This window comes from Rhizobium sp. CC1099 (assembly GCF_029714385.1).
GTDB lineage: Bacteria > Pseudomonadota > Alphaproteobacteria > Rhizobiales > Rhizobiaceae > Rhizobium.
On the sequence record NZ_CP121641.1, the window covers coordinates 1258069 to 1270807 of the forward strand.

Genomic DNA, 12739 nt, shown 5'->3' on the forward strand with positions numbered 1-12739 from the left:
AGCGCTTCAATCACATCGATGCTCCGGAGCTTTCGCAGGTGCGCGTTTCCTTCGAGAGCCATCCCAACAAGCAAAGCAGCTCGGCTATGGAATCGAACGGCCGCCCCGTTTCGTATTTGCCGTTTGAGGCGCAGGTAAGCCGCCTCATCATCCACGAATATCCTAGAACGACAGGAAAGTGGCTCGGCGAAAGCGAACGCTGCCAAAGCTGGCAGATTGTCGACCTTTTGGCAGTGCGAACTGTGAAGGCTGTCGACGAACAGCGACTCTCCTCGAAAACGGAGACCGACAATGAGCGATGCTAGGCTCAGTGTATCAGGTGCAATTATCTACTCGGTTCAATATCTCAGAGCGTTCGCCGCAACGGCAGTCGCTGTCTATCATATCGGTTTCATCTTCGGCTGGGAGTGGCGGCCACTCGCGGCTGGCGTCGATTTGTTTTTCGTCGTCAGCGGCTTCATTATGTGGTCGGTTACCGCCGGGAAATCTGTGAGGCCCGCCGAGTTTCTTGCGCATCGAATTATCAAGATCGTCCCGCTCTACTGGCTCTTCACCATAATATTTGTCGTTGGCGCGACACTGTCTCCAGGGCAATTTGATGGCGCATCCTCGACTGTTTCTGAGGTTACGAAATCGCTGTTGTTCATTCCGTATTCTGCCCGGAACGGAGCTGTCGAGCCAGCACTTGCCGTAGGCTGGACGCTCAACTTCGAAATGTTCTTCTATCTCATGTTCGCGTTAGGATTGCTGTTAAAGGAGAGGCATCGCTTAGCCTATCTCACGGTGACCTTGGGAAGTCTGATGTTGGCGCGTTTTTTCTCCAGCGAAGTCGCCGCCTTTAAAGTGATCGCGTCACCTTTGCTGTCGGAGTTTCTCGCGGGCGTTTTCATCGCCGTCTGGTACCTCTCCGGTAAGGCGCTTCCAAAAGCCATGGACACGCTTTTTATCGCGCTAGGCGTGGCAGGTATCGCTCTTTCGTTCTGGGTGGAGCCGCCCGAGGGCGGATTTCGGAGAGCCTTAATGTGGGGATTGCCTGCGGCGCTCTTATTGATTGGTGCACTCTCGTACGAGCGCAACGGAACCCAGCGGAAATTCGAACTTCTTCGTCACATCGGCGATGCCTCCTACGCGATCTACCTCTCGCATCTGATCACCATCGCGTTCTGCGAGTACATCTTTGATAAAACTGGGTTGGAGCCTGGGAACGAACCGCTCAGCCAGCAGCTAAGCCTCTTTGCGGCCGTCTTTGTCGCGTGTATGGCCGTGGGAATGGCATGTTACCACGCACTCGACAAACCATCCCATCAATGGATGAAGCAGTGGCTGCGGCGTTATTGGACACAACCGACTGCCAATGCGATTCCTCTTCGATCATGAAGCTCTGGGAATTGATAGCAGCCCGGCCGTTGAAGTGATATGATCTGTCATTCGCATGAACCACGGGAGGGGTGAATGCGTTGGTACCTGACCGTATTTGTCGCCGGGCTGTCATTGGTTTCTAATGCGAAGGCAATGGAACCATTGATTTTTCATACGGCGCATTTCGATGACGACACCGTTGTCAGCCTTGGCCTTATAAGCAACCACACCGCAGAGCGAGCTGGATACGATTTCGATGTCCTCATTTCGCTTTCACAAGGCAATGCGGCGGGTGCCGGTTACAGCGACCCGGGAAAACATCGAGCATTCGTTAAATGTGGCGATCCAGCCAAGGTGTCCGTCCGAGGCATCGACTATCCGGTGCACACATCGGGCGCGGGAGGCGATGACTGGAAGGACGATCTTTGGAAGGCGGTCTGCACGCCCCCTGTCTCGTAGCGCAGGTTATCCTCAGCGAGCGCAAGGCCCGCTTCGCGGCGCAAATACCACACATCTATCGGGAGCCGACGTCCGGGCAGAACAACCGAACTCTGCGATATCCAGAGGGCGGTAGGAACTGGTTTACGCAGCTGGGCCATCAGAGCTGACGATACGACGAGCGGCGCATCGAATGATTTGGCCAGAGACTCCAGGCGCTGGGCGACGTTAACCGCATCACCGATCACGGTGAACTCGCTATGGCATCCGCTGTCCAGGACGCCGCCGACGACCGTGCCGTAGTGCAAGCCAATACCTGCGTTGAGGGCAGGGTAGCCATTTCGCACGCTGTGGTTCTTCCAATCGCTGAGCGCATCGACGAGGTCGAGAGCGCATGCCAAGGCGCGATCTGCATCGTCGTCTGTGGGGGTGGGTTGGCCGAAGACCGCCATGACCCCGTCGCCGATAAACTTATCAACGGTCCCGCCATGCTCAAAAATGGTGCCGGAAACAAGCTGCCGGTATTCCCCCAGCACCCATGCCAGTTCGCGTGCTGGCGCAGTTTCGGCAAAGCTCGTGAAATCTCGCAGATCAACGAACATGATCGCCGCGTTGCGACGTTCGAGATCGAGCGCCGAGCTGCCTTCCTCAAGGTCCGCGACAACGAGCGGCGAGAAGAATCGCGAAAGGTTGAGGCGTCGCTCATCCGCTCGCAGCGCCTCCTTGCGCGTCCGGTCGTGGTCCTTCGCGAGAAGATAGATTGCAAAGGCGGTAAAGCCAAAGCTGACCGTGAGACCCAGGTCCTGATTGAAAAACGATGCGATCACCGACACCGTATCAGCCGTATGATGTCTCGCAGCGGTGATAGCCAGCATGGTCATCCAGGAAACGAGGACGAGGCTGGAGAAGATAAGGACCAGCCGCCGATCCAGCTTGAGGCCTACATGGTTGAGCAGGATAAATGCCACCACCAAGCTGGTTGTCGTCAAATTGTGGTTCTCGGTAACCGGTCCGCCAAGGATGTGGCCATATAGAATTAAGACGACCAGCAAGGCGTCGAGCACGACAAAGAGCGTTTTCAGCCAAGAGCGATTAGGAAGGAATCGCGCTGTCGCGACGGAAGCGATGCTGATGACGAGATAGCTGACGACGACGATTAAATGCGTCCTTTCGGCACCTTCGTTGCCGCCTAGCAAGAGGTTGGCGAGAAGGATGGCGAAGGCGACAAAGCGCAGAAGGATCGAACGAATTTCTCGCGCGGAGTCCCAATGAGCGCCGATTGCAGATTTCATGGCCGTCGTTACCGGGGCTATTCGATTGCGCCTGCCGGTTTTATGGCGGAAGCGCTCGCTGTTACCTTTGATGCAGAAGAGGGTACGCGGCCGCCAGCGACGGCCGCGTATAAAGTCGCCTCAGCGACGGTGGGCCGGTTTACTTCACCTCAGTAACGGTGATTTTGCCGTTCACGCGCTCGGCAACGAACTCGATGTTTGAGCCTTCCTTCAGCTTTTCCAGCAGAGCAGGGTCCTCAACGCGGAAAACCATAGTCATCGCGGGCATGTCGAGGCCCTTGAGGTCTTCATGCTTGATGGTGACCTTCTTTGCCTTGGTGTCGACCTTGTTGACGACGCCCTTGGTGAATTCCTGGGCGAAAGCGCCAGACGCTGTGCTGAGCGAGAGCAAGGCAGCAACGGCGAGTTTCATTGCGGTTTTCATCTCTGTGTCTCCTTGTTTTCGATTACTTTCCAGCGACGGTGACGTCGCCGTGCATGCCAGCCTCGTAGTGACCGGGGATCAGGCAGGCGAACTTGAACTGGCCGTCGGTGGTGAACTTCCAGACGATCTCACCGGATTGACCGGCCGGAAGCCGGATCGAATTCGGATCGTCATGTTCCATCTCCGGGAACTTCTCCATGACCGCCTTATGCTCAAGAATCTTGTCTTCCTGATCGAGTACGAACTCGTGGTCGACGGTTCCGGCATTCTTGATCGCGATCTTGACCGTTTGCCCCTTGCGGAAATTGAAGACGGCGGGAGTGAATATCATCTTCCCGTCGTCGGTTTCCTTCATCGTGACGCGGATCGTCTGTGTCGCCTTGGCCTTGTCGCCGGGCTCTCCGACAGCCATTTTTTCACCGTGACCGCCGGCATGATTGCCGGCAGCCAAGGCTGGGGTTGCGAGGGCGACCAGCGCCAGTGCCAATACATAGTTCTTCATGGGTAAATCCTTTTTGATGTGGAAGATTGATTGAGCCTCAGCCGTTTGTCGGCTTGGGCGTGATTTGCGTTTTCGCGTCCTTGGCCTTGGTCGCGTCCGGCAGTTCGCCGGTCCATTCCCAAGCCTGGGTCCCGGGCGGGTTTTCGTACCAGCCCGGATCGGAGTAATCGTCCGCCGAGATGCCCTCGCGGACCTTCACGACCGAGAACATGCCGCCCATCTCGATGGGGCCGTGCGGCCCCCAGCCGGTCATCATCGGAATGGTATTCTCGGGAATGGGCATTTCCATTTCGCCCATGTCGGCCATGCCCTTGGTGCCCATGGGCATGTATTCCGGCTGCAGCTTCTTGATCTTCTCGGCGACCTTCGACTTGTCCGCCCCGATGAAAGTCGGGATGTCATGTCCCATCGCGTTCATCGTGTGGTGCGACTTGTGGCAATGGATCGCCCAGTCGCCGACATACTTGGCGTCGAACTCGTAAGCCCGCATCGCACCAACAGGGATGTCGATGCTGACCTCTGGCCATCGCGCTTCGGGCCGCACCCAGCCGCCGTCGGTGCACGTCACCTCGAAGTCGTAGCCATGCATGTGGATTGGATGGTTCGTCATCGTCAGGTTGCCGACGCGGACCCGCACCCTGTCGTTCTTGGAAACGACGAGCGGGCTGATATCCGGAAACACGCGGCTGTTCCAGCACCACATGTTGAAATCAGTCATCTCCATGATCCGGGGTACATACGAGCCAGGATCGATGTCGTAGGCATTGAGAAGGAACACGAAATCACGGTCGACGGGCATGAACTTCGGGTCCTTGGGATGGATCACGAAGAAACCCATCATGCCCATGGCCATCTGCACCATCTCATCTGAATGCGGGTGGTACATGAAGGTGCCTGACTTCACGAGATCGAACTCGTAGACGAAGGTCTTGCCGACAGGGATATGCGGCTGCGTCAATCCGCCGACGCCATCCATGCCGGACGGCAAGATCATGCCGTGCCAGTGGATCGTCGTGTGCTCCGGCAGTTTGTTCGTCACGAAGATTCGGACGCGATCTCCCTCGACTGCCTCGATGGTCGGACCCGGAGATTGGCCGTTGTAGCCCCAGAGATAGGCCGTCATGCCGTCGGCCATCTCGCGTTCGACGGGCTCGGCGACCAGGTGGAACTCCTTGACGCCGTTGTTCATCCGGTGGGGCAGGGTCCAGCCATTCAGCGTAACCACTGGCTGGTAATCTGGTCCCGATGTTGGTTGGAGCGGTGGCTGCATGTCCGCCGATTCCATCGTTGGTGCGTCCGGCAAGCCCATCGCCGACGTCTTCGTCCAGGCGGCCGTCGAAAGGAGGGCTGCGCTGGCTCCGATAATCTGTCTTCTATTGAACATGGTTGTGATCCTTAGTGTCCACCGCCGCCGCTTTCAGATGCTGACGCAGTCTCAACGGGTCCGGGTGCCTCGCCGGAGCCGCCGCCATAGATCGCGGGCATGAGGTTAGCGTCCGCCAGCCAGAAGTCGCGCTTGGCGTTTACGGAAAGCAGGATGGAGTTGATCTTTTCGCGCGTGTCAGTGAGCAGCTCGAAGGTATTTGTGATCATCGCGTTGTAGGTCAGGAGCGACTCTTCTTCGATCTTGGTTCTGAGCGGGACAACGCTATTTCGATAGTGCCTTGCGATCTCGTAGTTTGAGCGATAAGCCTCGTAGGCCGAGCGGGCTTCGGATCGAACGTTGACGGCTTTTTCCGCCAGCTGGTTTGCCGCTCGCATGTACGCGAGTTCTGCCTTTCGGAGCCGGGCTCTACCGGTGTCGAAGATCGGTATGACGAACTCCAGCTCGACTTGGCCGGTGGTGTCGACATTCTTCTCTTGATCTTCGATTTCCCGTTCGGTTTCGAAGCCGGTCAGGATTTCCAGGTCCGTCACATAACGGGTGGCGTCCGTCAGACCGTACGATTTCGCGGTTGCCGCCAATTCCAGCTTCGCCACCTGCAGATCGACACGCTTCTGCAGTGCTTCAGCTTCAATCGTATCCCGTTTAGCCAACGCCTTTGGGAGCGGCGGCAGGCTGTTCGGAATTTGATAATTGGTCGAGGAACCCCAAAGGCCCATAAGGCGGGTCAGCTCTTCCTTTGCCAATCGGGCGGCGAGGCGGGCTTGCGCAGTCTGGCCCGCGAGTTCGGCGGCGAAGACATGTTCGCGGGCCTGAGAGCCCTTCGTCATTGCGCCCGTCTCGCCAAGTTTGGACGCGAGTTCGGACGCTGCGTCGGCGGCTGCCTGCGCTCTTTGAAGCTGGGAGATGTTTTCCCACGCGGCCACAGCGTTGATCCAGGCCCGGCGGGTGTCGGCCGCCACCTGCAGGGTAGCTACCGCCGCGCTTAGCTGCGCCTGACGGAACCGCGTGTCGGCAATCTCAACGTTCTTCTTATGGGTTGCCAACGCCAAAATATTGGTAGCGACCATACCCTCGATGGTCTTCCACGCTTCCAGCTCTGGCGTGCCGATCCCTGTCAGTCCGATGGATACCGTCGGATTGAGGAGCATCGTCGACTGCCACGCATCGGCAGCGCTATCGCCCAGGTCGGCATACGTGGCCTGCAGACCTCGATTGTTGAGTAGGGCGACCTGGACCGCAGTCTCAACGTCGACTGATTCTTTGGCGATCAGCGTTTTGACCTGAGCGGATACCGACTGGGCCTGGACCCGGTTTTGGACCCACACGGTCTGCTTCGTAGTAGCAATCGCAGCCGTGTTGGACACGGTTGTGAAGCCAGCGTCGGACTGCGCGTATTCGCTCGAAACACATCCGCCCAGCACGATTGGCAAAGCGAGTGTGGCAATCAATTTGAAAGAGATCGTCATGACGGGTCTCCTTCAGCAGGAGACTGCGACTGGTTCTGTTGCCGCCATGGCTTAGGATCAACCGGCTGGCGATCAACATAGCCGGAAATCGGGCTGCGATACCGTACTGGATTGGCGCTGGACAAAAGCTGAGCGTCGGGTGTGTCAACGTCAGGAGGAATTGTGGCTGCGCATCCGCTTACGATGAGCGGCAATGCGACCACCAATATAATAGAAGGTCTCATGAATTTTTCCGAAATATGAGTGCAGTCCGGCTTGTCTCAGACGCGATCCGAGACAAGCCGAGGTTCATCCGCGCATGCGGATGGGCTCGCTATTCAGATATTCGGGGGGCGGTGAAGGGGAGGCAGCTCGCCATAGTTTTGCTGATCATCGACGAAATGCCGAATTGACGTCACCACGGGTTCGTCGACGTGAAGACCGTCGCAAATAATGCCGAAGCCGCTACAGAAGTCGCTGCAGCAATCCTTCTTCACCGATTTGGTGCCGTCTTTGTCACCAGCAGCATGATCGTGGGAGTGACCGTGTCCAGACATTTGGACTTCGTCATGGTCGCCGTGCTGCGTAATCTGCGAAGCGTTTTGCTCGAATTCAGGAAACGCTGTGCCATGCATGGCCGCGTTCGCATTGGACAAGCTGTAGCCTGCCAGCGATACGATGATCGCCAGCCGCACAATCAAGAGCAGTTTGCTCAGTGCGATTCGGTACATTTTGCCCATATTCCGTCGACTACTATCAAAGCAGTCGGTTTTCAATTGCGACGAATAGCTGCCAAAGATTCGCGTCGTTTCTGTGGCGCGAACGGCACTCGTTCTTCTGGTAAGCGTTCCCATCGTTGGAAGGTCAAGCGTTTGTCGTGCCAAGATTGTGGGGGCGCTTCTGGATGATAGCGAGGGCGCGTTTCTCAGCCGCGTTCGTCGGTTTGACGGCAGGAAGCAATATGTGTCTCAACAAAGTCCTCGGGGATTAGGCCAATAATCGAGCCTGCATCGGGGGGATCAAATCCAGCCATTCGTGCTGAGGTGATTAATTCTGTGACGGCCTTTTTTGCTGCGCTCGTGGTACTGACGTTAAGGTTCCACCAGATTCTAGTGCGACCAGGGGAATAGAGATGAATCTTCGCACAACAGTATCGCAGCTCGTCCTCATCGATGCGAAAGTACAAACGCCAGCCCGTCGGCTCGATGCCTAAATGCCAAAAACATCCGGGATTATTCGTCGCAAACAAGCCTTCATACATAATTGTAATCCTCCATCGCATAACGGATCGCACCTTCATGCATTGAACAATGGGGGCGGTTTACTCAGAAAAGTGAACAGTCGCTCTTGACGGCTGCATTTTTTCCGGTCCAGAGGGTGCAAACGTATCAATGAGCGATGCCACGCGTTTTTCACGCCGCCGTCGTTGCATCATTCAGCTCGCTCACAGGAAGTGACATGGGCGGGGGAGCGGCTCGAAGCCGCGCTGGAGCGTTTTTTTGCAAAGGGACCGATGCTCAATTTCACCGCTTACGCAAGTTTGTTTGCAGTTGCACTCGGAGCCGCGACCATCCTGCCAATGCAGTCTGAGCCTGTGCTGGCCGGGCTTTTGGTGAGCGGTAAGTTTTCATGGGTTGCGCTGCTAATTGTTGCAAGCATTGGCAATACGCTAGGAAGCGTCATCAACTGGTTCCTCGGGCGAGGCATCGAGCGCTTTCGTGATCGACGCTGGTTTCCTGTCAGCGAGAAAACCCTCGAACGTTCGTCCCGGTGGTACCATAAATACGGGAAATGGTCGCTCTTGCTATCCTGGATGCCGCTGTTCGGAGACGCCCTGACCGTCGCAGCAGGCGTATTGCGCGAGCCGCTTTTGACATTCACGATCCTGGTATTCATTGCCAAGACAGGGCGCTACGTCGTCCTGACATTCGCCACTCTAAAATTGATGTCATAAATTCAAGAAGTTCTTCGTCTGGGAAAAATCATCCGGTCGACAGTTTCGTCGCGCCAAACAAATGTATGCCACGCCGCCGCAGCGATATGCAGCGCCAGTAGCGCCAGAATAACGCGCGAGCCCAGGACATGGAATGAAGCGATCCCGAACCAGAAATAGCTTGCAATGAAGCCCATAGCTGCTTGAGCGATAATCGCAGCGTAAAATGCAAAGTGCATAGCTCGCGCAAGCCGATCCACCGGGCTTTTCGCGGGATGCCTCAAAGCGCTGCGATGAATGACCCGGAGACTGAACCGGGCAACCATGAGCGCCCCGATAGCAATCCCGACGTAGTTATGAACGTGATGCTGGATCACGTCCCATGGGTCTGGGGACAGGCCCATGTGAACCGCGTGATGCGTCCGCTCGACGCTTCCGCCTGTCCAATACTGGATGGGTATCAGCACGGCCACAGCCCAATGGAGCAAAATCTGCGAAAGCGAGTAGCGCGGCGTCATCTCAATCCCCCAACGCCACCAGTCGTAGCGCCCGTCCATTGAACTTCGGTTAAGCCTTTCCAGACTGTTGCCTTCTAGCTCGGCTGATCCAATTCAGAGGGTACCGGAACATCTTTCTACCGCGAGAGTTCTCCGGCGGAAGGGAATCTCGAAGTATGGTCAGCTGGAGTAAAATCTGCCGTCTAGCCGTCATACTGCTGGTGGCGTTGACCTTCGTCAACATGCCGGGCCGCCTCGCCAATGCAGGCGATGAAGGCTGCATTTCTCTGCGTGTGCCTGCGGGTCACTCGCAAAGTCATCAGCTGGATCGTCTCCCGGGACTGTGCTGCGTGAGCATGCATTGTTGTCCGATCATGCCCACACTTCCAACCGCCGCGCAGCCACTTTCGGAGCCGCTCGTCGTTCGCCCGTCGGTTGCCAGCTCCAGTCCGCTTCTCCTGATCAGGCCGATTGACCCACCGCCGAAGGCTTTCGGCGTCTGAAGGTTTTCAAGCATCAACTGATCTCAAAAGGAGCATCCAATGAACGTTCTCGTAAAAACCTCGCTCGCCGTTGTCGGCGCAACTGTTCTGCTGTCGCTGGCTCCGCTTTCGGCATCGGCCCAGGAGATGACCTATCCCGAGAAATGCAAAACCGAAGGCATGGACATGTCGAAGATAGGCATGTCTTCAAGCGGCGACATGCCTATGGGCGAGATGACCGACTATCAGAAGGCATCGATGGACGGAATGAAGTCCATGCACATGAACATGATGCAGGGAATGATGAAGAAGGACGCCGACGTCTCCTTCATCTGCGGAATGATCGCCCATCACATGGGTGCGATCAGCATGTCTGAGGTCGAGCTGAAGTACGGCGACAACAAGGAAGCCAAGGAGATGGCTCAGATGATCATCGACGCTCAGAAGAAAGAGATCGTCGACATGACCAAGTGGCTCGACAAGGAAGCAAAGTAACAGGAGGCCGACCATGCATAACGTATCCGCCGAGATGAAAGAGTGCATCGACAACTGCCTCGCCTGTTATCAGGAATGCCTGTCGATGGCGATGACACACTGCCTGGCAATGGGCGGTGAGCATACGAAACCAGATCACTTTCGACTAATGATGGCATGCGCCGAAATCTGCAGGACGTCGGCGCATTTCATGCTGATCGGCACAGAGCACCACAAGCACACCTGCCGCGAATGCGCAGAAATCTGCCGCCAGTGCGCGGCTGATTGCGAACGCGTCGGCGATATGGACAGCTGTGTCGGTGCATGCCGTCGTTGCGCAGAGAGTTGTGAGAAAATGGCGGCTTAAATGCTGCTCTAAGAGGAGGCGGCTGCCGCCTCCTCTTGCAAAATCATAATGTTACCAAACTGCAAATAGCCTATATCGCGCATCCATTCTCTTGGGCGAACCGGTGATCATTATGAGACAGTCGCAGGAGAGGCTTTTTATAGGTCTCCTTCTAGTCATTGGATTGGGCTCTTTAGCGGAGCCAAGCTTTTCGGGAAGTGACCTGGTCCCGCTGCGAAAGTAGGATATGAAAGACATCTCGGCGGCGGCTAAGGCGATCTCCGACATGTTTCTCGATCCGACCACTTATGACGCACAAGCTTTTGGTAACGCTGCCCAGATGATCAGCGCCAAGTCTGGACAGACAATCATCAAGCACTTCAATTTCGAAGTACCGGCGGCGGGGTCCGACGCCAAAGCCGAAATCCTTGAGGAAAGGGATCACTTCGCCGGACTTGCCGACGATCTCAAGGCATACGCCGATGCATTGGGAGCGGCGGCGCAGAAAAATCCCGGCGAGATGACTAGCGACATGCGGATGAAGCCTGGAAAGCCGATGGGCGGCGGCCCTTTCGGCACGGACGTCTCGGCCGAAAGGCTTGGCTTGATCCCCGCAGAACACTCGTTCCACCTGATGCTCCAGACCTGCAAAGTATGTCATGCTCGATTTCGGGAGAAGCATCAGTAGGCCTGTCGAAGATTTCCGATCTGCTGAGGGTATGTTAGGGGCTTTTCTCGCACTGCGGTTGCAGTAGGATTCGTTTGTGGATTGCTTCACCCGAGTTGATAAGATGATGGCAACGCGACAGGAGCGACGATCTACCGCTGGTCCAATTTTGGAGCTGTTGCAAAAGTCCTTCGCGAAGAACTGACTTTTGCCAGCTTCAAGTTGTGATCGAAGCTGGCAAGTCTAAGTCATTTGCTCGGTAAGAGAATGCGATCCCGAAGCAGGAGGAAGCTTCTCTCCACACAGAACCACAGCACAATTGCTACGGCGAAGCTGGTGACCAGATAGACGACGAAGCCGGAGCTGCCCTGGAGGTTCGCTTCCCCAAAGATAAGCCTGTCGACATGGAAGGCCGACTTGTGGGTCAGATACAGGCTATATGACAAGGTGGCGACGACCATGGCACCCGGAACCGGCCATCGTTTCAGTACATGCTCCAGGTCGAGCATAGCGCCGAGAATGAGAGCGATACCGATTGAAATGAGCGGGAATCCCGCAACAGAACCAAGCTGCGCCTGAAAGACGAGAAAGAGATTTGTTCCGGCAAGTGGCCCTCGAACCGAAAACAGTACAAGAGCGGCCGCGACGAGGCTGACGCCTATCGGCAGGGCCACACGCGGAGACGCGTAACGCTTGCAGAGTTCCGGTTTGAAAAATCTCGCAGCAGCCAGGATCACACCGAACATCAGGCCATCGATACGGGTGTATGTCGGGTAGTATACGTCCCGGAGATATACGGCGAAGGCATCTCTCAGCTTGTTGGCATCAACGAGTACGCCAACTTGGCTCTCCCAAATCGTGTATCGAAGGATCATTCCTGCAATCACCATTGCCGCAGCGATCAGAAGCGTCCAGCGCATGCTGATCCGGCGATGCAGGAGCAATACGAGGAGCGGCAGGACCAGATAGAAATGCTCCTCGACACAAAGCGACCATGCCTGCGTAAAGGCTCGGCCCACGCGCGGATCGAAGTTGAAGTTCACGGTGAAGGTCGCAAAGCTCCAGATCGATTGCATCGTCGGGGCGTCGCGGAGAATGGGAAAAATTGCGTAGAGGCCGAGAACAATAGAAAACGCCGGAAAAATGCGGAAGGCGCGACGCAGATAGAAGGACTTCAAATCCACGCCTCCTGTCCGTGAAACCTCTTTGAAGAGTTGAGTTCCGATCAGAAACCCGCTCAGGACAAAGAATATATCGACTCCCACCCATGCATAGTTACGGACGCCGACGAGCATCGACGGTGTAGCCTCGACAGGGAGATGCACGAGCATGACGAGAAGGATCGCCAATGATCGGAGAACATCGGGGCCAACCGCCCTGGATTGCACCTTCTCTGTGGTTTGAGATGAGAGACTTCGCGCTGAAGGAAAATATGCAGAATCTGAATTGGCAACGGTATTCATTGCAACGATCCGTGACTGTCTCTGAAAAGA

Annotated in this window: 15 protein-coding genes; 5 read left to right on the forward strand and 10 right to left on the reverse strand. The window is 56.1% G+C overall.

All coding sequences use genetic code 11. The features are described from left to right. The first annotated feature begins 291 nt into the window (after window positions 1-291). Entirely contained in the window at window positions 292-1377 is a 1086-nt protein-coding gene (locus QA644_RS06385) for an acyltransferase (RefSeq protein ID WP_283071520.1), read from the forward strand. Between the two features lie 356 nt (window positions 1378-1733). Here QA644_RS06385 and QA644_RS06390 read toward each other — a convergent pair whose 3' ends face one another. From QA644_RS06390 to QA644_RS06425, 8 genes are all read right to left on the reverse strand, one after another. Continuing rightward, entirely contained in the window at window positions 1734-3089 is a 1356-nt protein-coding gene (locus tag QA644_RS06390; RefSeq protein WP_283071522.1) for an adenylate/guanylate cyclase domain-containing protein, read from the reverse strand. 139 nt (window positions 3090-3228) lie between these two features. Further along, on the reverse strand, window positions 3229-3513 hold the full coding sequence (locus tag QA644_RS06395) for a copper-binding protein (protein ID WP_283071523.1): 285 nt from the start codon (window positions 3511-3513) through the stop codon (window positions 3229-3231). A gap of 22 nt (window positions 3514-3535) precedes the next feature. Further along, window positions 3536-4015, reverse strand: a complete 480-nt coding sequence (locus tag QA644_RS06400) for a plastocyanin/azurin family copper-binding protein (protein WP_283071525.1) — start codon at window positions 4013-4015, stop codon at window positions 3536-3538. Window positions 4016-4052: 37 nt separating this feature from the next. Further along, window positions 4053-5399 carry a copper oxidase gene (locus tag QA644_RS06405; protein ID WP_283071526.1) on the reverse strand — a complete coding sequence of 449 codons (1347 nt, stop codon included), beginning with the start codon at window positions 5397-5399 and terminating at the stop codon, window positions 4053-4055. Between the two features lie 11 nt (window positions 5400-5410). After that, window positions 5411-6868 carry a TolC family protein gene (locus QA644_RS06410; RefSeq protein ID WP_283071528.1) on the reverse strand — a complete coding sequence of 486 codons (1458 nt, stop codon included), beginning with the start codon at window positions 6866-6868 and terminating at the stop codon, window positions 5411-5413. Further along, a complete protein-coding gene (locus QA644_RS06415; RefSeq protein ID WP_283071530.1) occupies window positions 6865-7092 on the reverse strand; it encodes a hypothetical protein in 228 nt (75 codons plus the stop codon). Before QA644_RS06415 ends, QA644_RS06410 begins: the two co-directional genes overlap by 4 nt. Before the next feature lie 93 nt (window positions 7093-7185). Next, window positions 7186-7587: a hypothetical protein gene (locus QA644_RS06420; RefSeq protein WP_283072339.1), complete on the reverse strand. Its 402-nt coding sequence runs from the start codon at window positions 7585-7587 to the stop codon at window positions 7186-7188. Between the two features lie 185 nt (window positions 7588-7772). Continuing rightward, window positions 7773-8108, reverse strand: coding sequence for a hypothetical protein (locus tag QA644_RS06425; RefSeq protein WP_283071532.1), 336 nt, complete (start codon window positions 8106-8108; stop codon window positions 7773-7775). A gap of 252 nt (window positions 8109-8360) precedes the next feature. Between QA644_RS06425 and QA644_RS06430 the strand changes: the two genes are divergently transcribed. Continuing rightward, complete coding sequence (locus QA644_RS06430; RefSeq protein ID WP_283071533.1) at window positions 8361-8801, forward strand: YqaA family protein; 441 nt, start codon at window positions 8361-8363, stop codon at window positions 8799-8801. A gap of 2 nt (window positions 8802-8803) precedes the next feature. On the opposite strand, the gene QA644_RS06435 is transcribed toward QA644_RS06430, so the two are convergent. Continuing rightward, window positions 8804-9298, reverse strand: coding sequence for a cytochrome b/b6 domain-containing protein (locus tag QA644_RS06435; protein ID WP_283071535.1), 495 nt, complete (start codon window positions 9296-9298; stop codon window positions 8804-8806). Window positions 9299-9819: 521 nt separating this feature from the next. On the opposite strand from QA644_RS06435, the gene QA644_RS06440 reads away from it, so the two are divergent. From QA644_RS06440 to QA644_RS06450, 3 genes are all read left to right on the forward strand, one after another. Beyond that, a complete protein-coding gene (locus QA644_RS06440) occupies window positions 9820-10254 on the forward strand; it encodes a DUF305 domain-containing protein (protein WP_283071537.1) in 435 nt (144 codons plus the stop codon). 13 nt (window positions 10255-10267) lie between these two features. Then, complete coding sequence (locus QA644_RS06445) at window positions 10268-10600, forward strand: four-helix bundle copper-binding protein (protein ID WP_133940127.1); 333 nt, start codon at window positions 10268-10270, stop codon at window positions 10598-10600. Window positions 10601-10865: 265 nt separating this feature from the next. Beyond that, entirely contained in the window at window positions 10866-11267 is a 402-nt protein-coding gene (locus QA644_RS06450; protein WP_283071541.1) for a cytochrome c, read from the forward strand. 227 nt (window positions 11268-11494) lie between these two features. Here QA644_RS06450 and QA644_RS06455 read toward each other — a convergent pair whose 3' ends face one another. Next, the gene (locus tag QA644_RS06455; protein WP_283071543.1) at window positions 11495-12709 is read right to left on the reverse strand and encodes an acyltransferase; all 1215 of its coding nucleotides are present in this window, start codon (window positions 12707-12709) and stop codon (window positions 11495-11497) included. Window positions 12710-12739: the final 30 nt, after the last annotated feature.

Bases quoted from the DNA above. Each gene is read 5' to 3' on its own strand.
- QA644_RS06385 (WP_283071520.1), top strand. From the start codon at position 292: ATGAGCGATGCTAGGCTCAGTGTATCAGGTGCAATTATCTACTCGGTT.
- QA644_RS06390 (WP_283071522.1), bottom strand. From the start codon at position 3,089: ATGAAATCTGCAATCGGCGCTCATTGGGACTCCGCGCGAGAAATTCGT.
- QA644_RS06395 (WP_283071523.1), bottom strand. From the start codon at position 3,513: ATGAAAACCGCAATGAAACTCGCCGTTGCTGCCTTGCTCTCGCTCAGC.
- QA644_RS06400 (WP_283071525.1), bottom strand. From the start codon at position 4,015: ATGAAGAACTATGTATTGGCACTGGCGCTGGTCGCCCTCGCAACCCCA.
- QA644_RS06405 (WP_283071526.1), bottom strand. From the start codon at position 5,399: ATGTTCAATAGAAGACAGATTATCGGAGCCAGCGCAGCCCTCCTTTCG.
- QA644_RS06410 (WP_283071528.1), bottom strand. From the start codon at position 6,868: ATGACGATCTCTTTCAAATTGATTGCCACACTCGCTTTGCCAATCGTG.
- QA644_RS06415 (WP_283071530.1), bottom strand. From the start codon at position 7,092: ATGAGACCTTCTATTATATTGGTGGTCGCATTGCCGCTCATCGTAAGC.
- QA644_RS06420 (WP_283072339.1), bottom strand. From the start codon at position 7,587: ATGGGCAAAATGTACCGAATCGCACTGAGCAAACTGCTCTTGATTGTG.
- QA644_RS06425 (WP_283071532.1), bottom strand. From the start codon at position 8,108: ATGTATGAAGGCTTGTTTGCGACGAATAATCCCGGATGTTTTTGGCAT.
- QA644_RS06430 (WP_283071533.1), top strand. From the start codon at position 8,361: ATGCTCAATTTCACCGCTTACGCAAGTTTGTTTGCAGTTGCACTCGGA.
- QA644_RS06435 (WP_283071535.1), bottom strand. From the start codon at position 9,298: ATGACGCCGCGCTACTCGCTTTCGCAGATTTTGCTCCATTGGGCTGTG.
- QA644_RS06440 (WP_283071537.1), top strand. From the start codon at position 9,820: ATGAACGTTCTCGTAAAAACCTCGCTCGCCGTTGTCGGCGCAACTGTT.
- QA644_RS06445 (WP_133940127.1), top strand. From the start codon at position 10,268: ATGCATAACGTATCCGCCGAGATGAAAGAGTGCATCGACAACTGCCTC.
- QA644_RS06450 (WP_283071541.1), top strand. From the start codon at position 10,866: ATGTTTCTCGATCCGACCACTTATGACGCACAAGCTTTTGGTAACGCT.
- QA644_RS06455 (WP_283071543.1), bottom strand. From the start codon at position 12,709: ATGAATACCGTTGCCAATTCAGATTCTGCATATTTTCCTTCAGCGCGA.